The organism is Aeromonas veronii, from assembly GCA_041319085.1.
Lineage (GTDB): Bacteria > Pseudomonadota > Gammaproteobacteria > Enterobacterales > Aeromonadaceae > Aeromonas > Aeromonas veronii_F.
Window position 1 is genome coordinate 2562592 of the sequence record CP101033.1, and the last position, 20715, is coordinate 2583306.

General features: G+C 59.6%; 15 protein-coding genes and 1 pseudogene. 1 reads left to right on the plus strand and 15 read right to left on the minus strand.

Annotation, left to right across the window (positions count from 1 at the left end; genetic code table 11):
- Positions 1 to 127: 127 nt before the first annotated feature.
- Positions 128 to 4063, minus strand: a complete 3936-nt coding sequence (gene purL, locus NMD14_12110) for a phosphoribosylformylglycinamidine synthase (protein ID XEI31530.1) — start codon at positions 4061 to 4063, stop codon at positions 128 to 130.
- A 149-nt stretch (positions 4064 to 4212) separates the two neighbouring features.
- On the opposite strand from purL, the gene mltF reads away from it, so the two are divergent.
- Positions 4213 to 5697, plus strand: coding sequence for a membrane-bound lytic murein transglycosylase MltF (mltF, locus tag NMD14_12115; protein ID XEI31531.1), 1485 nt, complete (start codon positions 4213 to 4215; stop codon positions 5695 to 5697).
- 372 nt (positions 5698 to 6069) lie between these two features.
- Here the strand turns inward: mltF and NMD14_12120 are convergent, their stop codons facing one another.
- From NMD14_12120 to fdx, 14 genes and pseudogenes are all read right to left on the minus strand, one after another.
- On the minus strand, positions 6070 to 6294 hold the full coding sequence (locus NMD14_12120) for a zinc ribbon domain-containing protein (GenBank protein ID XEI31532.1): 225 nt from the start codon (positions 6292 to 6294) through the stop codon (positions 6070 to 6072).
- Between the two features lie 128 nt (positions 6295 to 6422).
- Positions 6423 to 7919 (minus strand): ribosome biogenesis GTPase Der, encoded by a 1497-nt coding sequence (der, locus tag NMD14_12125; GenBank protein XEI31533.1) that lies wholly within the window; start codon positions 7917 to 7919, stop codon positions 6423 to 6425.
- A 74-nt stretch (positions 7920 to 7993) separates the two neighbouring features.
- Positions 7994 to 9178 (minus strand): outer membrane protein assembly factor BamB, encoded by a 1185-nt coding sequence (gene bamB, locus NMD14_12130; GenBank protein XEI31534.1) that lies wholly within the window; start codon positions 9176 to 9178, stop codon positions 7994 to 7996.
- Positions 9171 to 9821, minus strand: a complete 651-nt coding sequence (locus NMD14_12135; protein XEI31535.1) for a tetratricopeptide repeat protein — start codon at positions 9819 to 9821, stop codon at positions 9171 to 9173. The genes bamB and NMD14_12135 overlap by 8 nt, the downstream gene beginning before the upstream one ends.
- Before the next feature lie 3 nt (positions 9822 to 9824).
- A complete protein-coding gene (gene hisS / locus NMD14_12140; protein ID XEI31536.1) occupies positions 9825 to 11102 on the minus strand; it encodes a histidine--tRNA ligase in 1278 nt (425 codons plus the stop codon).
- A gap of 138 nt (positions 11103 to 11240) precedes the next feature.
- On the minus strand, positions 11241 to 12371 hold the full coding sequence (ispG, locus tag NMD14_12145) for a flavodoxin-dependent (E)-4-hydroxy-3-methylbut-2-enyl-diphosphate synthase (GenBank protein ID XEI31537.1): 1131 nt from the start codon (positions 12369 to 12371) through the stop codon (positions 11241 to 11243).
- Positions 12372 to 12381: 10 nt separating this feature from the next.
- The gene (gene rodZ / locus NMD14_12150; protein XEI31538.1) at positions 12382 to 13350 is read right to left on the minus strand and encodes a cytoskeleton protein RodZ; all 969 of its coding nucleotides are present in this window, start codon (positions 13348 to 13350) and stop codon (positions 12382 to 12384) included.
- Positions 13340 to 14131 carry a PilW family type IVa pilus biogenesis/stability lipoprotein TapF gene (gene tapF / locus NMD14_12155; GenBank protein ID XEI31539.1) on the minus strand — a complete coding sequence of 264 codons (792 nt, stop codon included), beginning with the start codon at positions 14129 to 14131 and terminating at the stop codon, positions 13340 to 13342. The genes rodZ and tapF overlap by 11 nt, the downstream gene beginning before the upstream one ends.
- Before the next feature lie 11 nt (positions 14132 to 14142).
- Positions 14143 to 15246 (minus strand): bifunctional tRNA (adenosine(37)-C2)-methyltransferase TrmG/ribosomal RNA large subunit methyltransferase RlmN, encoded by a 1104-nt coding sequence (locus tag NMD14_12160; protein ID XEI31540.1) that lies wholly within the window; start codon positions 15244 to 15246, stop codon positions 14143 to 14145.
- Between the two features lie 167 nt (positions 15247 to 15413).
- The gene (gene ndk, locus NMD14_12165; GenBank protein XEI31541.1) at positions 15414 to 15842 is read right to left on the minus strand and encodes a nucleoside-diphosphate kinase; all 429 of its coding nucleotides are present in this window, start codon (positions 15840 to 15842) and stop codon (positions 15414 to 15416) included.
- 271 nt (positions 15843 to 16113) lie between these two features.
- Positions 16114 to 17492, minus strand: a pseudogene (locus NMD14_12170) (IS4 family transposase).
- A 125-nt stretch (positions 17493 to 17617) separates the two neighbouring features.
- On the minus strand, positions 17618 to 18901 hold the full coding sequence (gene pepB / locus NMD14_12175; protein ID XEI31542.1) for an aminopeptidase PepB: 1284 nt from the start codon (positions 18899 to 18901) through the stop codon (positions 17618 to 17620).
- Positions 18898 to 20202 carry an aminopeptidase PepB gene (pepB, locus tag NMD14_12180; GenBank protein ID XEI31543.1) on the minus strand — a complete coding sequence of 435 codons (1305 nt, stop codon included), beginning with the start codon at positions 20200 to 20202 and terminating at the stop codon, positions 18898 to 18900. The genes pepB (NMD14_12175) and pepB (NMD14_12180) overlap by 4 nt, the downstream gene beginning before the upstream one ends.
- A gap of 173 nt (positions 20203 to 20375) precedes the next feature.
- Positions 20376 to 20714, minus strand: coding sequence for an ISC system 2Fe-2S type ferredoxin (fdx, locus tag NMD14_12185; protein XEI31544.1), 339 nt, complete (start codon positions 20712 to 20714; stop codon positions 20376 to 20378).
- Position 20715: the final 1 nt, after the last annotated feature.

The window sequence follows — 20715 nt, forward strand, 5'->3', positions numbered from 1 at the left end:
AAAAATCCGAAACCCCTCAACAGGCTTCGGATTTTTATACATCAGGAGGATCGGTCAATGGATCCTTAACTGATCGGCATTCGGCCAAGTGGCCGGTTGCTGTTTTTAGGCGCTGGCGCCGTCTCGATTAACCCAGACGGACCCGGGCGTTGCGGAACATCCGCATCCAGGCGCCATCCTCGCCCCAGTTGTCCGGGTGCCAGGAGTTGGCCACGGTGCGGAACACCCGCTCCGGGTGCGGCATCATGATGGTGGCACGGCCATCGGTGGTGGTCACGGCGGTGATACCATCCGGCGAGCCGTTCGGGTTGGCCGGGTACTGCTCGGTCACGCTGCCGCGGTTGTCGACAAAGCGCAGTCCTACCAGACCGCTCTGCTGCAGTGCGTTCAGGTGAGCGGCATCGCGCACTTCCACCCGCCCTTCCCCGTGGGAAACGGCAATAGGCATCACTGAGCCTGTCATGCCGGCGAAGAAGGCCGACGGGGACTCCTGCACCTGCACCAGACTGAAGCGCGCCTCGAAGCGCTCGGAGCGGTTGCGCACAAAGCGCGGCCACAGATCGGCGCCCGGGATGAGGTCTCGCAGGTTGGACATCATCTGGCAACCGTTGCACACACCCAGGGAGAGGGTATCGCCACGCTCGAAGAAGCGCTGGAACTGCTCGCGGGCGTTGTCGTTAAACAGGATGGACTTGGCCCAGCCCTCACCCGCCCCCAGCACGTCCCCGTAGGAGAAGCCGCCACAGGCCACCAGGGTCTGGAACTCTTCCAGCTTGATGCGACCGGAGAGAATGTCGCTCATGTGGACATCCACTGCAGCGAAACCGGCACGGTCGAACGCCGCCGCCATCTCCACATGGGAGTTGACCCCCTGCTCGCGCAGCACGGCCAGACGGGGAGAAACCCCACGGGCGATATAGGGCGCCGCCACATCCTCGGACAGGTTGTAAGTCAGCTTGGCATGCAGACCCGGATCGGTGGCATCCTGACGGGCCGCGTGCTCACTGTCGGCACACGCCGGGTTGTCACGCAGGCGCTGCATCTGCCAGCTGGTCTCGCCCCAGATGGTGCGAAGGGCAGTGCGGCTGGCGCGATAGACCTCCTGACCGCCCCGCTGCAAGGTGATGAGATCCCCTTCGCGCACGGTACCGAGCACATGGGAGCAGGCCGCCAGACCGTGACCGGCCAGCAGGGTCATCACCGCCTCTTTATCTTCACGGCGCACCTGGATGACGGCGCCCAATTCCTCGTTGAACAGCGCCGGCAGCAGCTCGCCGCCGATGCGATCGAGCTGGATGTCGAGGCCGCAGTGACCGGCAAACGCCATCTCGGTCAGGGTGACGAACAGGCCGCCGTCAGAGCGGTCGTGATAGGCGATCAGTTTGCGATCGGCCACCAGCGCCTGAATGGCGTTGAAAAAGCCCTTGAGCTGGACCGGATTGTCGAGATCCGGCGCCTTGTCACCCAGCTGGCGATAGACCTGAGCCAAGGCGGAGGCGCCGAGGCGCTGCTTGCCGTTGCCAAGGTCAATCAGGATAAGGTCGGTTTCACCGAGATCGGTACGCAGCTGAGGGGTAACGGTGTTGCGCACATCCTCAACCCGTGCAAAGGCGGAGATGAGCAAAGAGAGCGGCGAGGTGACGCTGTGATCCTTGCCATCCTGCTGCCAGCGGGTCTTCATCGACATGGAGTCCTTGCCGACCGGGATGGTGATACCCAAGGCCGGACAGAGCTCCTCGCCCACCGCTTTGACCGCCTCATAGAGACCGGCATCTTCACCCGGATGACCGGCAGCGGCCATCCAGTTGGCGGAGAGCTTGACCCGCTTGAGTGACCCGATGTGGGTTGGCGCCAGGTTGGTGAGCGCTTCCGCCACCGCCATACGGGCAGAGGCGGAGTGGGAGAGCAGCGCCACCGGTGTACGCTCGCCCATCGACATGGCTTCGCCGTGATAGCTGTCGTAGGTAGCGGCGGTGACGGCGCAATCGGCCACCGGGATCTGCCAGGGGCCAACCATCTGGTCGCGATTGACCAAGCCAGTCACGCTGCGATCGCCGATGGTGATAAGGAAGGACTTCTCCGCCACGGTCGGCAGACGCAGAACCCGCTCGGCCGCGTCACTCAAAGTGATGCCATCGAGCTGGAGCGCTTTACCCTGTGCAGGCAGGGTCACCACATCGCGGTGCATCTTGGGCGCCTTGCCCAGCAGCACATCCAGCGGCAGATCGATGGGCTGGTTGTCAAAGTGGCTGTCAGAGAGGGTGAGATGCTTCTCTTCGGTCGCGGTGCCGATCACGGCATAGGGGGCGCGCTCGCGCTCGCACAGCGCCTTGAACAGCGGCAGCTTATCTTGCGCCACTGCCAGCACGTAACGCTCCTGGGATTCGTTGCACCAGATCTCCAGCGGGCTCATGCCCGGCTCGTCGCTCTGGATGGCACGCAAATCGAAGCGACCGCCGCGCTCGCCGTCGTTGACCAGCTCCGGCATGGCGTTGGAGAGACCACCCGCCCCCACATCGTGGATAAAGACGATAGGGTTGTCGTCACCCAGCTGCCAGCAGCGATCGATCACCTCCTGGCAACGGCGCTCCATCTCGGGGTTGTCACGCTGCACCGAGGCAAAGTCGAGATCTTCGGCCGACTGACCGGAGGCCATGGAGGACGCAGCACCGCCGCCCAGACCGATGTTCATCGCCGGGCCGCCCAGCACGATGAGCGCAGCGCCGACCGGGATCTCCCCTTTTTGAACGTGTTCGGTGCGGATATTGCCGATGCCACCTGCCAGCATGATGGGCTTGTGGTAACCACGCACCTCGACGCCGTTGTGGCTCGGCACCTCCTCTTCGAAGGTACGGAAGTAGCCGAGAATGGCCGGACGGCCGAACTCGTTGTTGAACGCGGCGCCGCCGAGCGGCCCCTCCTGCATGATGTCAAAGGCGCTGACGATGCGGCTCGGCTTGCCGAAATCCTGCTCCCAGGGCTGCTCGAAGCCGGGGATGCGCAAGTTGGAGACGGAGAAACCGACCAGCCCCGCCTTGGGCTTGGCACCGCGACCGGTGGCACCCTCGTCGCGGATTTCACCGCCGGAGCCGGTGGCTGCGCCCGGGAACGGGGAAATGGCGGTCGGGTGGTTGTGAGTCTCCACCTTCATCAGGATGTCGACCTGCTCCTGGTGATACTGGTACTCGCCGTTGGCCGGGCTCGGGAAGAAGCGGCCACCCTGGCTCCCTTCCATCACGGCGGCGTTGTCTTTATACGCAGAGAGGACATGATCCGGCGTCTGCTCGAAGGTGTTCTTGATCATCTTGAACAGCGACTTGGGCTGCTGCTCGCCATCGATGGTCCAGTCGGCGTTGAAGATCTTGTGACGGCAGTGCTCGGAGTTCGCCTGGGCGAACATATAGAGCTCGATGTCGTTGGGGTTGCGACCCAACTTGGTGAAGTTCTCCACCAGATAGTCGATTTCGTCGTCGGCCAGCGCCAGACCCAGCGCCACGTTGGCTTCGGCCAGCGCGGCACGGCCACCGCCCAGCACATCGACCTGGGTGAAGGGACGCGGCTCATGGTGAGCAAACAGGGCGCTCGCCGCATCCATGTCGGCAAACACCACTTCCATCATCCGATCATGCAGCACGGCGGCAATGGCGCTGCGCTGGGCGGCACTCAGCTCACCCTGCCCCTTGATGGTCAGGTAATAGGCAATACCACGCTCCAGCCGCTTGACCTGTTTCAGGCCGCAGTTGTGGGCGATGTCGGTTGCTTTGGAAGACCAGGGGGAGATAGTGCCGGGGCGGGGGGTAACAAGAAACAGCTGACCGCTGGGGGTGTGTTCGGGGATGGTCGGGCCGTAGCGCAAGAGCTGGCCCAAGGTCGCTCGCTCGGGGGGCGACAGGGGGCTCGTCAGCTCGGCAAAGTGCACATACTCGGCATAGACATCCTCTATCTCTACTCCGCTCTCTACTCCACTCTCCGTACCACTCTCGTTTCTCATCTGTGCGAAGCGTTGCAGCAGTTTTTGGACACGAAAATCAGACAGTGCTGGGGCACCACGCAAGATATCCATATGACCTTTCTCACCAAGTTTTAAAGTGGGGGGGAATTGAGACGCGCGTATTATAGGGATCTGGCTCACAGCGGACAAACGTTTTTCTCATTTCGTGCAGTGTGACTCCGCGCACACTCTCTGGTATAAAGGTGCCTCTTTTTTGACAAATGCCGATTTTTTCAACAAAGGTACTCACCTACTTGCGCTGCATTTTTCGACTGTTTATCGGGCTATTGTTGACGCTGACACTGGTTGGCTGCGACTTCTATACCGCCTCCAGCCAGCTGGAGCAGATCCGCCAACGAGGCGAGATCCGGGTTGGCACCATCTACGGCCCCACTTCTTATTACCAGCGTGACGACCTCGCCCAGGGGTTCGATTACGAGCTGGCGAAAAATTATGCCGACTGGTTGGGGGTGAAGCTCACCATCATCCCGGTCAACACCACTGACGAACTGGTCGCCCTGCTGAAAAAGGGCAAACTCGATCTGGCGGCTGCCGCCATCATGGTCACCCCCGAACGGCGCGAGCTGTTTCGCTTTGGCCCGGGCTTCTACCAGGTCTCCCCCAAGCTGGTCTATCGCAACGGCAACCCCAAGCCGACCTCGTTGAACGACATCAAGGGCAAGCTGGTGGTGGCCGCCGGCTCCACCGGGGAAGACCTGCTCAAAGAGATGAGCAAGAAGAATCCGAAACTGACGTGGAGCACCAGCTACGACACAGATGTGGAGGAGCTGCTCAAGCAGGTGGTGGATGGCAAGATTGACTACACTGTGGTGCAGGATACCGTGCTGGCCCGTACCCAGCGCTACTACCCGGAGCTCACCGAGGGGCTGACCCTGGCCCAGAAGCAGACCGTCGCCTGGGCCATGAGCAAGCTGCCTGATGACAGCCTCTATGCCAGCGTGATCGACTTCTTCGGCCAGCGCTTCATGGATGGCGGCATCGCCAAGCTGGACGAGAAGTACTTTGGCCACGTGCAGAACTTCGACTTTGTCGATACCCGCACCTTCCTCAAGCGCGCCAAGAGCCTGCTGCCCAAGTACCAGCCGCTGTTCCAGACCCACGCCAAGAATATCGACTGGCGCCTGCTCGCCGCCATCAGCTATCAGGAGTCCCACTGGGACCCTCAGGCCCGCTCCTACACCGGCGTGCGCGGCATGATGATGCTGACCGAGCCCACCGCCAAGGCGATGGGGGTCAACGACCGGCTTCATCCGGAAGAGAGCATCAAGGGGGGCTCTCTCTATCTGCAACAGATGATGGAGAAGGTGCCGGACTCGGTGCCCGATGACGAGAAGGTGTGGTTTGCCCTCACCGCCTACAACATCGGTTACGGCCACATGATGGATGCCCGCCGCCTGACCAAGGATCTTGGCAAGAATCCCGATGCCTGGAGCGACGTGAAAGAGGTGCTGCCGCTGCTGCAACAGGCGCGCTGGCATCGCAAGGTGCGTTACGGCTATGCCCGTGGCAGCGAGGCGCGCAACTATGTCAACAACGTGCGCCAGTACTACCAGAGCCTGCTCTGGCTCGACAACGAGCAGCAAAAGGCGCAGCAGCGGGAGAGTCTCGACAACGACAGCGAGCCTGAGCTGGTCGAACGCCCCACCGTCATCGCCGAGGTGGTCAATCAGATCACCTTGCACTAACCAGCCATTATTCGGCTGTTTTCACCCAAACTTCTCTGTTACCATCGATTCACATCGGAGCCTATCCGAAATCGCATTTTTTTCATTATGTTGAGAGATTAAATAACAGCAATTTCGGATGGGCTCCATCAATAACCCAAGGCCGGGATGGCCGCCCAGTTGGGAGGAGACCAAGATGCAAAAACGTAGAAAAATCAGTCTGGTCAGGAAAGCGAAGTGCAGCTGGAGCCCCAGACGCAAACTCAAGCTTAATGACATCAAGCGCAACCTGTGGCGCAGAAATCGATCCTATACCCTGCTTATTGCAGAGCACACAGCATAAACCCGGCATTCGCCGGGTTTTTTTATCTTAATTGTCACCTGATAACCGTCTTACACCAACGCCACCTTGAACTGCACCACCCGTTTGGAGATCAGCGAGTTGCAGTGGTTGCAGAAGTAATCCACCGCGCCGCACGCCTTGAGACGCTCCAGCTCCTGTTGGCAGGTGGGGCAGATGGCCGTGACGCGAACAGGGGCCTGGCACTGACCACAGGTCTGTTCCTTGCTGCGGGTATCCAGTTCAGCCTGGCATGACGGGCAAAGCAGCGCTTCCATTGTCGACTCCTCATAAAGTGAACCTGCGATGGGCTTGCTTGCCCATGGCGGGTTCCCCTCCCCGCCGGACATTACGCTACTGCAGGGGGAATAACAACGCGGCTGCCGGTGAGGGCAGCCGCAAGGACTTATTTCTTCTTCATCTTCAGCAGGCGTTTGCGCTGACGCTCCTGACTCAGAGTCATGGTGTTCTTCTTGCCTTCAAACGGGTTGACCGACTCCTGGAACTCGACCCGGATCGGCGAGCCCATGATCTTGAGGGACTTGCGGAAGTAGTTGATCAGATACCGCTTGTAGGAGTCCGGTAAATCGTTGAGCTGGTTACCGTGGATCACGATACGCGGCGGGTTGTAGCCACCGGCGTGCGCATACTTGAGCTTGACGCGGCGACCGTTGACCATCGGCGGCTGGTGATCTTCCTGCGCCATCTGCATGATGCGGGTTAGCATCGCCGTGCTGGTACGGCGGGTGGCGGACTGGTAAGCCTCCTGAATGGATTCAAACAGGTGGCCAACACCGCTGCCGTGCAGGGCGGAGATGAAGTGGACGCGGGCGAAGTCGATGAAGCCCAGACGTCTGTCCAGCTCGTTCTTCACATCCTCTTTCACCTTCTGATCCAGACCATCCCACTTGTTCACCACCAGCACCACGGAGCGGCCGGAGTGGAGCACGAAGCCGAGAATGCTCAAGTCCTGATCGGTGATGGTCTCCTGGGCGTCGATCACCAGCAGGCAGACGTTGGCATCTTCGATGGCTTTCAGGGTTTTGATGACGGAGAACTTCTCCACCGTCTCGTGCACCTTGCCACGACGACGCACACCGGCGGTGTCGATGACCACATACTTCTGCTCGTCACGCTCCATCGGAATGTAGACGGAGTCGCGGGTGGTGCCGGGCATGTCATAGACGATGACCCGATCTTCACCCAGCATGCGGTTGGTCAGGGTAGATTTACCGACGTTGGGACGACCGACGATGGCAAACTTGATGGGCAGGTCGGCAAACGGGGTCTCTTTGGTATCTTCCTTGGTATCCAGATCACCGGCAGCCACCATGCGCAGCAGGGCTTCTTCGTCGAAGTCCTCCTCTTCCTCATCCTGCGCATCTTCATCGGTAGCGGCGTCGACCAGGGTCTCCAGATGGGGAGCCAGGGCCAGTTCCAGCAGGCTCAGCACGCCACGACCGTGGGCGGCCGCGATCTGGTAAACCTCACCCAGCGCCAGACCGTAGAACTCGGAAACCGCAGAGTCACCGTCGATGCCATCGGTCTTGTTGGCCACTAGAAATACCTTCTTGTGGGCCTTGCGCAGGTGCTCGGCGATGGCTTGATCCGCCGCGGTCAGTCCGGCACGGGCATCCACCATGAACAGCACGACATCCGCTTCTTCGATGGCCAGCAGGGATTGCTCGGCCATCTTCAGCTCGATCCCCTCTTCGGTGCCATCGATACCGCCGGTATCGACCACGATAAATTCCAGCTCGCCCAACTTCGCCTGACCGTATTTACGGTCCCGGGTCAGACCGGGAAAATCGGCAACCAGGGCATCCCGAGTACGGGTCAAGCGGTTAAACAGGGTGGATTTCCCCACGTTGGGGCGGCCCACCAGGGCTACTACAGGAGTCATAAAAGCCTCATTCTCAAGACGACAAAGGCTCCGGGTCCGAAGACCAGGAGCCGGATATTCACATTATCGGACGATCAAGGACGCTTGAGGGCGTACAACTTGCCGTCACGGCTCTGCACATACAGGGTCTCGCCATCCACCAGCGGAGCGGCGTAGAGACCACTGCTATCGAGCTGCTGCATCGCCTTGATGGACCCGTCGGTACGATCAAGCCAATACAAGTATCCTTCCACATCACCCACCACCACATAGTCACCGAAGATGACTGGTGCAGTGACGGTACGATTCTCCAGCTGGGTGTTGGACCACAGCTCCAGACCGTTGCGACGATCGATGGCAAACAGATGGCTGCGGCTGTCGGTCAGCACGATGGCATTGCCGGTCATCGCCAGATCGCGATAGCCGGAATATTTGCGCTTCCACACTTCATCGCCGGTCATCAGTTTGCGCGCCATCAACTGACCGTTGTAGGCGATGGCATAGAGCTCATCACCGGCAATCAGCGGGCTGGCATCGACGTCAACCATGCGGTCCAGTTCGGTAGCACCGCGGGCATCCGCCACCTTGGACTGACGCACCGGCTGGCCATTGCTCAGCAGGGCAATGCCCACCTTGCCATCGGCACGACCGTAAATCACGGCGCCGTTGGTGATCACCGGCGCACCGGCACTGCGCAGGGTCAGCGGCGGCTGCTCTTCGGAGAGCGACCACTGCAGCTTGCCTTCGTCGGTATCGAGTGCAATCAGGCGACCGGAGGTGGTCAGTACCACCACCCGGCCATCTTCCACCGCGGGGCTCGCCACCACTTCGCCGGGCACATTGGTCTGCCACAGCACGTCACCGTTCTCTTCGTTCAGGGCATAGACCACCCCGTTCTCGGAGCCGAGGAACAACTTGCCGTAACGGGAGACCAGACCACCGGAGAGGCGGGCGCTGCGCTTGTCGGCATTGACCGGCAGGTCAGCCAGATCGACGGTCCAGAGGCGATCGCCACTGGCCCGGTTAAAGGCACTGACATCGCCGTCACGGGCCGCCGCGTAGATGCGATCCTCTTCCACCACCGGCTTGAGCTGAGAGTAAAAGTCCCCGATGCCATCACCTACGGTGGATGACCATGCGGTGTCGGCAGTGAAGGCAGATTCAACCTTGGGCAGCGGCGCCATCGGGTTGAGATCCTCTTCCGAACTGAACAGGGAGCAACCCTGCAGAGCGAAGGAGACCGCAGCCCCCAGCGCCACCATCTTGAATAGATTACGCATCCGGTGCCTCACCAGTCGCTACGGCCGGCAGGGCCAGATCGTCCATTTTCAGCTTGAGCTCGGCGCTACCCTGCAGACCGCCGGCATCCGCCGCCGCCTGATAGGCATCACGAGCCTCTTCGGTCTTGCCCTGCTTTTGCAGCACATCACCACGGGCTTCGGCTACCTGCGCCTTGAAGGCGTCATTCTGGACGGTCGCCAGCTTGGCCAGCGCGTCGTCCGCCTTGCCCTGATCATTCAGCACGCGGGCCAGTCGCAGAGTCGCGATAGGACGAATGCTCTCGTCACCTGTGGTCGCCACCAGGCTCAGCTGCTCGGCAGCCAGATCCAGCTTGCCTGCCTTGACGGCAGCGGCAGCCAGTTGCAGCGCAGCCAGCTCGGCATAGGAGTCACCCTTGTTGGCGGTGACAAACTGCTGCGCCTGCTCTAAACCGACAGCATCACCCTTTGCCAGCTGTTCAATCACTTGACTGTAAGCCTGGGAGGAGGCCTCCATGGTCTCTTGCTGGTGCTGGTTGTAATAGCGCCAGCCGAACAGACCGACCAGACCGATCACGGTCCCGGCAATCACCGAGGTCCCGTTCTCTTTCCACCACTCCTTGATAACCTCAACCTGTTGTTCTTCGGTGGTATAGACTTCCACAGCTTACTCTCCTTTGGCTGCCAGCAGGGCAATGGCGGCGTCAACCTTGATGGTCTGTTGCTCGGCCTGACCACGCAGATATTTGATAGTGATCTCCCCGTTTTGCACCTCGGTCTCACCAAGGATCAGGGCGATTGCCGCGCCGCTCTTGTCGGCACGTTTGAGTTGTTTCTTGAAGTTGCCCCCCCCGCAGTGGCTCATCAGGCGCAAGTCCGGCAGGGCATCGCGCAGACGCTCGGCCAACTGGAAGCCAGCCTGCTCGGTCCCCTCGCCCACCATCGCCAGATAGACATCCACCGCCGGGCGAATATCGGCGTTGAGCTCGAGGGTCTCCAGCATCAGCACCAGACGTTCCATGCCCATGGCGAAGCCCACGGCCGGGGTCGGTTGACCGCCCAGTTGCTCCACCAGGCCATCGTAGCGACCACCGGCACAGACGGTGCCCTGGGCACCCAGACTGCTGGTAACCCACTCGAACACGGTCAGGTTGTAGTAGTCAAGACCACGCACCAGACGCTCGTTCACTTCGTATTTGATACCGGCGGACTCGAGCAGGCGCTTGAGCCCCTCGAAGTGGGCCAGGCTCTCTTCGCCCAGATGGTCGAACAGACGCGGGGCACCCACCAGAATGGCTTGTACCTTTTCATCCTTGGAGTCGAGCACCCGCAGCGGGTTGCTGTACATACGGCGCTGGCTCTCTTCGTCCAGCTGATCCTTGTACTGCTCCAGATAGGCCACCAGCGCATCGCGGTAAGCGGCCCGCTCGGCGCTCTGGCCCAGGGTGTTGAGCTGCAGGGTCACATGCTCACTGATGCCAAACAGACGCCACAGACGGTGGGTCAGCATGATCAGCTCAGCATCAATATCCGGCCCGTTGATGCCAAACAGCTCGACACCGAATTGGTGGAACTGGCGGTAACGGCCCTTCTGAGGACGCTCGTGACGGAACATGGGGCCGATGTACCACATCCGGCGTTCCTGGTTGTAAAGCAGACCGTGCTCGATACCGGCACGAACGCAGCTGGCGGTCCCTTCCGGACGCAGGCTCAGACTGTCGCCGTTGCGGTCTTCAAAGGTATACATCTCTTTTTCAACCACGTCGGTCACTTCACCGATGGCGCGCTTGAACAGATGAGTCTGCTCGACAATCGGCATGCGCACTTCGCTGTAGCCATAGCTGGCAACGACCTGGCGCAGGATCTGTTCAACCTTCTGCCATACCGGGCTCTGCTCCGGCAGGCAATCATTCATACCGCGAATAGCTTGGATCTGTTTTGCCACGTTGATACTCGAGAAAAAGAGGTAAAATTTGGCCGCATTATAGGGATTTTCCCCCCCAAGGTAAAATCAGGGGATCCGGATGCGGGATTTAAAATCAGTCACCTGGAAAAAGGGCCACCCAATGTGGCCCCGATTGGCTCAATCCTTGTCCACCCGGATCCGGTTGGCAGGATCCATCATGGCGGCCCGGGCGCGAATGCGTCGCTCCAGCACCGGAATGAGATCCTTGTTGTCTAGCCTGTCGACCCGCTGGCCCCCTTCATAGAATGCACTCTTGTTGGCGGCCCCCGCCAGACCAAGATCAGAGACCAGCGCTTCGCCCGGGCCATTCACCACACAACCGATGATGGAGACATCCATCGGGGTGATGATGTCTTCGAGCCGCTCTTCCAGTGCGTTGACGGTGGCGATCACATCGAACTCCTGCCGTGAGCAGGAGGGACAGGCGATGAAGTTGATGCCACGGGAGCGAATACGCAGGGATTTGAGAATATCGAAACCGACTTTGATCTCTTCCACCGGATCGGCAGCAAGGGAGATGCGAATGGTATCGCCGATCCCGTCAGCCAGCAGCATGCCCAGACCAATGGCAGACTTCACCGCACCGGCACGGAAACCGCCCGCTTCGGTGATGCCCAGATGAAGCGGCTGCTCGATCTGTTTGGCCAGCAGGCGATAGGCACCGACCGCCAGAAACACATCGGAGGCCTTGACGCTCACCTTGAAATTCTGGAAGTCGAGGCGATCGAGATAGTCCACGTGACGCATGGCGGACTCCACCAGCGCTTCGGGAGTCGGCTCACCGTACTTCTCCTGAATATCTTTCTCCAGCGACCCGCCATTGACCCCGATACGGATCGGGATATTGAGGTCGCGCGCGCAATCGACCACCGAACGCACCCGCTGCTCGTTGCCGATGTTGCCCGGGTTGATACGCAAGCAGTCAGCACCGTACTCGGCCACTTTCAGGGCGATGCGATAGTCGAAGTGGATATCGGCGACGATGGGAATGCGGGTCTGCTGTTTGATGAGCCGGAAGGCTTCCGCCGCTTCCATGGTGGGCACGGAGACACGGACGATATCGGCACCGACCCGCTCGATCCGCTGGATCTGCTCGATGGTGGCGGCGACATCGGTGGTCTTGGTGTTGGTCATGGTCTGCACAGTAATGGGGGCATCGCCCCCAACCGGTACATTACCAACCATGATCTGTCTGGATTTACGACGAATGATGGGTGATTCGTGAGACGACTTTTCGTGAACAGACATGGGAAACAGATTACTCCTGCGGCAGTGAGAAGCGGGCTGTACGACCGTTGTTGTAACGGCTCATATCAAACGACTGACCCTTGTAGTCAAGCTTGACGGCCATCGGCGCGCCAATGATGAACTTCAGGGGCTCGGCGCCTTCCAGCACCAGCTCGTCGTTGGCCTTCTTCAGACCACTGAACAGGGTCTTGCCGTTGGCATCCTTCACATCCAGCCAGCAATCGGCGGTGAAGCTCATCTTCAGTTGCGGCGCAGTCGCCGGATCAACGACAGCCTCTTCAGATTCAGTGCCATTGGCACCGGATACTGCAGCATCGGTCGCAGTGCCGACAGCCGCGCTGACATCGCTCGGGGCAACAGCCGCAGAAGCAGGCGCCAGAGTAGCCGTCGCATCGGAGACCACTGCAGGGGCAGCCACGTCCGTGGCGGCCGGTGCGATGGCAGCGCCTTCCACCGGAGCTGTGTTGATTGCATCGGGCGGCGTGATAGCCGGTTCAGCCGGAGTCGAACTGGTTGCACTCATCTCGGTGGCAGCCAGCGCGTCATCACCAGCGGAGCGACGGGCGGTGCTCTGCCACCACCAGGCGACCGAGAGCGCAATCAGCACCAGGATCACCAGCCAGGTCACCACCTTGAGCCGACTGTCGTTGGCTTGCTGGCGGGAGCGACGGGAAAAGCTCTGCATGTCGATATTGTCGGGAGGGGTCAGACCCAGCTTGTCGTAAGCGGCCAGAATGGTCTCCTCGGGGAGCCCGACCAACTTGGCATAGGTACGCAGATAGCCCCGGATAAAAGTATGGGACGTGTGCTTGTCGTAGGAATCCGATTCAATAGCGGCGATCAGGGTCAGACGAAGGTGAATGCGGGACGCAACCTGCTCTCGTGTCCAGCCGAGCTGTTCGCGGGCGTTGCGCAGCAATTGGCCTGGGCCCACTGCCTGGGAGTCGTCTTGGAAATCGTGTTGCTGTTCAATAGTCATTGGCTAAATAACGCTTGGCTTGTTGCGAAGTGGGATATTGCCTTACCAGCTCAGTCCCGAATTGGTGAAGTAATGCCGGCTTGTCCATCGCCTGTGCCAGCCGTAGTCTCAACCAGAGACTCTCCTCGTTCTCGTCTGACACACCGGCAAAACGGGCGAGGTAGGACTGTACATCAGGCAGCTTGCCATCTTTCATGGAAAGCTCGGCCAAGTCCAGCAATAACCTTGGATTGCGGGGATTATACCCCAAGGCCAGGCGATAGTACTCGCTTGCTTTATCATTTCTATGATTTTGCTGAGCGCAAAGTGCCGCATTTTCATAGGTATCAGCAATTTTTACGTAGCCTGGCTGAACAACCGCCTGGTTGAACGCCTGATCTGCCTCGGCATAACGGCCGCGATCACAGAGGAAGGCCCCGTAGTTGTTCATTGCGTCAGCATTGGACGGGTCCATGGCCAAGGCATTTTTATAATAGGTCTCAGCCGCCTTGAAATCTCCGACCTTCTGGTAAAAGTAGGCAAAACCGATCTGAACCTGGGGGTTGGAGGAGTCATACTGGAGGGCGCGGTCAAGATTGAACTTGGCCTGCTCGGCATTGCCCTGACGCAGGTACTGAATACCCAGGTCGAGGCGAGTTTGGGCAGCCGCCTTAAGGTCGGGGCCCACTTCACGCTGGGTCGAATTCTGGCCAGCGTAAGTGGTCTCGGTCACACAGCCTGGCAGCGCGCAGAGCGCTGCCACTACGATCAATGTACGTGTATCCATTCCCTGTCTATACAATGGCTTAGCATTTAAACCATTTTGACGGAAATCCCATCCTGTTGCATCCGATTTTTGATAGTTCGCTTGGTACGGTCAATCACGTCACCCACCAGCTGACCACAGGCAGCGTCGATGTCATCACCACGGGTCTTGCGAACAATCACGGTGAAACCGTACTCCATCAGCACCTTGGAGAAGCGATCGATACGGCTGTTGCTCGGCTTGCCATATGGGTTGCCCGGGAAGGGGTTGAACGGGATCAGGTTGATCTTGCTCGGGGTATCCTTGAGCACCTTGGCCAGCTCGTGAGCATGCTGCATATCGTCATTGATATGATCGAGCAGCACATATTCCACTGTCACCCGCCCCCCGTTGGCATTGGACTTCTCGAGGTAACGACGGACACCGGCGAGAAACTCCTCGATGTTGTACTTGTCGTTGATCGGCATGATCTCGGAGCGCAGCTTGTCGTTCGGGGCGTGCAGAGAGATAGCCAGCGCCACGTCGATCTGGTCGCCCAGCATGTCCAGCGCCGGTACCACGCCAGAGGTGGAGATGGTCACCCGGCGCTTGGAGATGCCAAAACCGTAGTCATCCATCATCAAGCGCATGGCGGGCACCACGTTGGCGAGGTTGAGCAGCGGCTCGCCCATCCCCATCATCACCACGTTGGTGATGGGGCGTTTGCCACCAACCACGCGGGCAGCACGCCACACCTGACCGATGATCTCGGAGACTTTCAGGTTGCGGTTGAAGCCTTGCTGGGCGGTAGAGCAGAATTTGCACTCCAGCGCACAGCCAACTTGAGAGGAAACGCAGAGGGTCGCGCGGTCATCTTCCGGGATATAGACGGTCTCGACTTCCTGATCACCCACCTGCAGGGCCCACTTGATAGTGCCATCGGCAGAGCGCTGCTCGCGGCTGATCTCGGGCGCCTTGATCTCGGCGATCGCCTTGAGGCGCTCCTTGAGCACCTTGTTGACGTTGGTCATCTGATCGAAATCATCACACCCAAAGTGATAGATCCACTTCATGACTTGATCTGCCCGGAATGGCTTCTCGCCCAATTCGACGAAAAAGGCGCGCATGGCATCCCGATCAAGATCCAGCAGGTTGATTTTTGTTTCGCTCATCAATGGCCTCAGTTCAAACACTTCATCAATTATTGGCTGACGACGTCAGGGGGCGGCATTGTACAAATAATGGGTCTGGCTTTCCACCTGGAGAATAGAGGGATATTGCGTAAACGGCGAAAACAACAAAGGGAGCCGAAGCTCCCTTGCAGGTATCAGTCGCGAGATTAGTCGCGGGAGCAGAGCTCGTTTTCGCTGAAGAAGTAAGCGATCTCACGCTGGGCAGAGGCAAAGCTGTCGGCACCGTGCACCGCATTGCGATCGATGCTCTCACCAAAGCAGGCACGCAGGGTACCGGCCAGTGCTTGCTCGGGATTGGTCAGCCCCATCAGATCACGGTAACGCTGAACGGCATTTTCCCCTTCCAACACCTGCACCATGACCGGACCGGAGGTCATAAAAGTCACCAGCGCATCATAGAAAGGACGGCCTTGATGTTCGGCGTAGAAGCCGGCAGCCTGGTCGCTGGTCAGACGCAGCATTTTAGCGGCGACGATGGTGAAGCCAGCGCTTTCCATGCGGTGGTAGATCTCGCCGATCAGGTTCTTGCTGACAGCATCCGGTTTGACAATAGAGAAAGTACGTTCGATGGCCATTGATAGCTTTCCTTAACTACAGAGATTTATTGTTAGAATCCATGTTCGCTGGCGATTATACGTAAACAAAAATCCGAAAAACACACAAAAAAGCAACTTTTTATTAAACATCACCCCCTTGCAATCAACATCCACACTCATCTTGACCGAGCAGAGCCAGAAAATATGTGCGCTTGCGCACGATAGTTACCTTAAGCAGCCAAAACCCCATCTTTTGCTCACTATTCGAACAGCATGAAAAAGGCACCCGAAGGCTGTCTCTTGATCACAACTATTGGTGCTCAAGAGACTGCGCCAGTTCGTAGCCTTCCAGGAGGGTCTGGAGTCGAAACCAGCCCTCCCATAATGCCGCTATTGAAGCCCGCCCCGTTCGTTTAGTGTCCTTCCAGCCCCCAGCTTGGCCAGGCTCCGGTACGCCCATCTCATATCCGGCACCTTGGTTGGCAACGGCGTTTTCTCTACCTTTCGCCAAAGCAGCTTCCACCCCGTCGGGCCTATCACCGTTTCGCAGCTTTGATTCTGTGCCGATGACTCCTCGTTGATAAACCTCAATTGCAACAGACGCACCGCGATAAACGACAAGATGACGCACATCCGCTTCAGGTTATCCATGCTCTGCATCCTTAAGGTTTCTACCCGAGTGCCGGCACTCTTCCAGACCTTGTGATAATCCTCGATAAGCCAGCGCCGCTCGTAATAGCCGATAACCTTGCGGGCCTGTGCATCGTCGGTCACGGCTTCACTAGTCAGCAGGTGCCACTCCAGCCGGTCAGAGGCATCGCCCTGCTCAATGCATCCCACGTAGTAGAGCGGGATATCCGGCTCGTTACGCTTGTTGGCCGGAGCCTTTAGGGTGACTTTGGTAAACTTGATGTCGAGCACGGCCTCTCTGGCTTTTCTGCCGCCCCGCTGCGGTATTTTGACGACCTTGGTGCCGGCAGAGTGGCACTGCCGGGCATAGTCGTAGAGCTTGTGGTCATGCTCTTCGATACAGCGACTTTGCATCGAGCGCACCACAAAGCGTTGTTGGTTGCTCTGCTTGTAATGCAGATATTCGTAGATATCCGCTTCCCGGTCACAGACCGAGATAACGTTGGCCATCTGAGTGCCGAGACGGGCGGCAAAGGCCACGGATGCCTCCTCCCACTTGCGACTCTCTTTCTCCTTGTAAGGCCGGGTGGCATGCCGGTGGCTCTCTCCCCGCTTGCTGACATCACGGGTCCAGATACGCTGTGCAATCATGCCGACCACCTGCGATTTATGCGGAGCAAACAACAAGACGGAGTGAGCCAGCAGAGCGCGACTACTGCCTTGATTGGTGTGCCCCAGCTCATCATGGACGCTGGCATGGTTGAAGGTCAGGGCCGTGGTATCTTCCAGTGCCAGCAACAGGTCGTAGTCCCTGGCTAGGGCTGCGGTGGTGGCAAAGCCTGCATCAGCAATGGCATCGGCATTGACATGGTGGTTGCGAATAAAGCGATATGAGCCTTCCATGTCGGCGGGTGAGAGGGGAAGTTGTGACACGCAATCTCCGGGTTGTTGAGCAAGGGCGGTGGCGAGTTTGACGAGACGTTCAGTGCGTCTGGGGTCCTTGAGATTGGCATGGCCAAACTGGTCGAATGCCCATTGTTCGAGTTGGGTGAGATGCATATTAGAGCCGTGATAAGGGATGGCAAAAGAGTCAGATCACGGAGAAGGGAAAAGGTTCAAAAAAATCCCCAAGCGATGCTTGGGGATTTGTGTATAAGAGACAGCCCGAAGGTGCCTTGTCTCGCCTATTTGGCTTCCGCCAGCAGGGCCCGCGCTATGGTGCGCATCCCCAGGGTATTGGCCCCCGGCGCCCAGAGAGCATCGCCGTTATCACTGAAGCAGGCCGCCAGATCAATATGCAGCCAGCCCATCCCTTCGTTGGCAACGAAACGGGAGAGGAAGCCCGCCGCGTTGGAGGCGCCACCCGGCCCGCCCCCCTTCACCGGACGGCTGTTGGCCGTGTCGGCGTAATGGGAGGGGCACTGCTGGCGGTGCCAAGGCTCCAGCGGCAGCGGCCAGGCCGGCTCCTGCTCTGCATCGGCATAGGTCATGGCCCGGCTCACCAACCCCTTGTCGAGGCCAAACAGGGCATTGTAGCGCCCACCCAGCGCCATCACGGCGGCGCCGGTCAGGGTCGCAGCGTCGATGATCAGCGGTGCGCCGGACTCGCTCGCCAATTGCAAGCCATCGGCCAGCACCAGCCGCCCCTCGGCGTCGGTATTCACAATCTCGACCGTGGTGCCGTTCTTGTAAGTGAGGATGTCGCCCAGCTTATAGGCGTGGCCGGAGACCAGGTTCTCGGCGCAGCAGAGGATCAGCTTCACTCGCTTGTCGAGCCCGCGCAGCATGGCCAGCGCCAGCGCACCGGTGACAATCGCCGCGCCCCCCATGTCGCACTTCATGGTGAGCATCCCCTCGGAGCTCTTCATGGAGTAGCCGCCGGAGTCAAAGGTGATCCCCTTGCCCACCAGCGCTGCCGCTACCGGCGCCTTGGGGTCACGCCCCGGGTTGAAGTCGAGCTCCAGCAATACCGGTTCGCGCGCACTGCCGCGGCCCACCTGATAGAGGCCGACCCAGCCCGCCTGTTGCAGCGCTTCGCCTTTCAAAATGCGATGACTCACCTTGTCCGGTGCCAGCTCGGTAATAAAGGAGGCCGCTTCCACCGCCAGCTCCAGCGGGCCCAACTGCTCCGGGGTAGCATTGGTCATCTCGCGCACCCAGCGGCCACAGAGCCAACGCGCTTCCAGCTCCTCTCTGTCCTCTTCCGAGGACATGGCCCACTGCAGTTGCACCTCAGCCTTGGGGGTTTGCAGACCTTGGGCAAAGGCCCACTGTTGCTCACGCTCCCAATGGCCAGCCAGGGTCACTTTCTGGATCCCCTGCTGGCAGAGGCGACGGGCCGCCTGCTGGATATCGAGCAGCGGATTGGTCGTCACCAGATGGATCACCATGCCGTCGGCGCGGTGAGAGAGCAGCGCCCCCTCCCCCCACTCGGCAGGTGCAAATTCACGACTCAGCCAGACATTCATGCGGTCACCTCCTGCAGCCAGCGCGCGATTGTGCGCAGGCCGTGACCCTTGGCACCGGTCGCCCAGAGATCGTTGCCCGATTTCTGATAGGAGGCCGCCAAGTCCAGGTGCACCCAGCCCTTGCCCTCATCGCGCACGAAGCGGGAGAGGAACGCAGCAGCCGTGGTGGCACCGGCCGTGCCTTCGGCTGAGGCGACGTTGCCCAGATCGGCAAAGGCCGAGGTGAGCTGGCTGGCATGCCAGGGCTCCAGCGGTAGCGCCCACGCCTGCTCGTTTTCCACCTTGGCGGCGGCCAGCGCACGCAGCTGTTCGGTCTCATCGAGGGCAAACACCGCATTGTAATCACGCCCCAGCGCCATCTTGGCGGCGCCGGTCAGGGTGGCAGCGTCAAGGATATAAGTCGCGCCGCTGTCGGAGGCCGCCATCAGGCCATCGGCCAGTACCAGACGCCCTTCCGCATCGGTATTCTGGATCTCGACCGAGATACCGTTTTTATAGGTAAGGATGTCGCCCAGCTTGAAGGCGTGGCCGGAGACCAGATTCTCGGCGCAGCAGAGAATGAGCTTCACCCGCTGGTTCAAACCGCGGCTGATAGCCAGCGCCAGCGCGCCAGTCACCATGGCGGCGCCGCCCATATCGGACTTCATCGGTAGCATGTTGTCAGAGGACTTCATGGAGTAGCCACCAGAATCAAAAGTGATCCCCTTGCCCACCAGCGCCGCCACCACGGGCGCATTGCGATCACCCGTCGGGTTGTAGTCGAGCTCCAGCAGCACAGGCTCGCGCTCGCTGCCACGGCCAACCGACCAGATCCCGATATGGCCGGACTCGCGCAGCGCTTCACCGGCGGTGATGCGGGCAGTGACCTGATCCCCGGCGATACCACGAATGAGCAACAGGGCCGATTCCGCCAGACTCATGGGGTAGATCTCTTCCGGACAGCCATTGGTGATGTCACGTACCCAGCGAGCCGCCTTGAGCAGCGCATCCAGTTCACGGGCATCCGCGTCGCTCTGCTGGCCGAAATCCAGTTCACGCGATCCCTTGGCGGCGTAGAACCCCTGGGCGAACGCATAGCGCCGCTCCAGATCCCACCCCTCACCGGCCAGCGTCACCCGCTTGATCCCGCTCGATTCGAGGCGACGGGCGGCGCGCTGAACGGTGCGCAGAGCATCCTTCTCCTGACCGGCGGCACCGAGATGGATCAGTGCCTCGTCGCCATTGAAACTGAGCTGGGCGCCCTCGCCCCAATGGGCGGCCGCAGCCTGGGTGGATAACGCTACCTTCATCATGTCAGCCATCGTGTTTGCTTCCTTTTTACTGGCACTATGTATAAGCACTCTTTATGGGAAAGAGCTTATTGGCAAAGAGAGAATAACGAATACAAAAAAGGCCGTGCCCCCAAGGGTCACGGCCTTCCACCATATCACTGAAGCACCACAGGATGCTGCACGTGCAATTCACTCATGTGTAATTAATGGCGTTCAGAGGCAAGGTTCAGGGTGTACTTGGGCAGTTCCACCACCAGATCCTCGTCCGCCAGTTTAGCCTGGCAGCTGAGGCGCGATTCCGGCTCCAGCCCCCACGCCTTGTCCAGCATGTCGTCTTCCAGCTCGTCACTTGGCTCGAGAGAGTCAAAGCCTTCGCGCACCACGCAGTGACAGGTAGTGCAGGCACAGGATTTCTCGCAGGCGTGCTCGATTTCAATACCGTTGCGCAGCGCCACATCCAGAATGGTCTCGCCGCTTTGCCCCTCGAGGGCTGCGCCATCCGGACAGAGTACGGGATGAGGAAGAATGATCAGTTTTGGCATA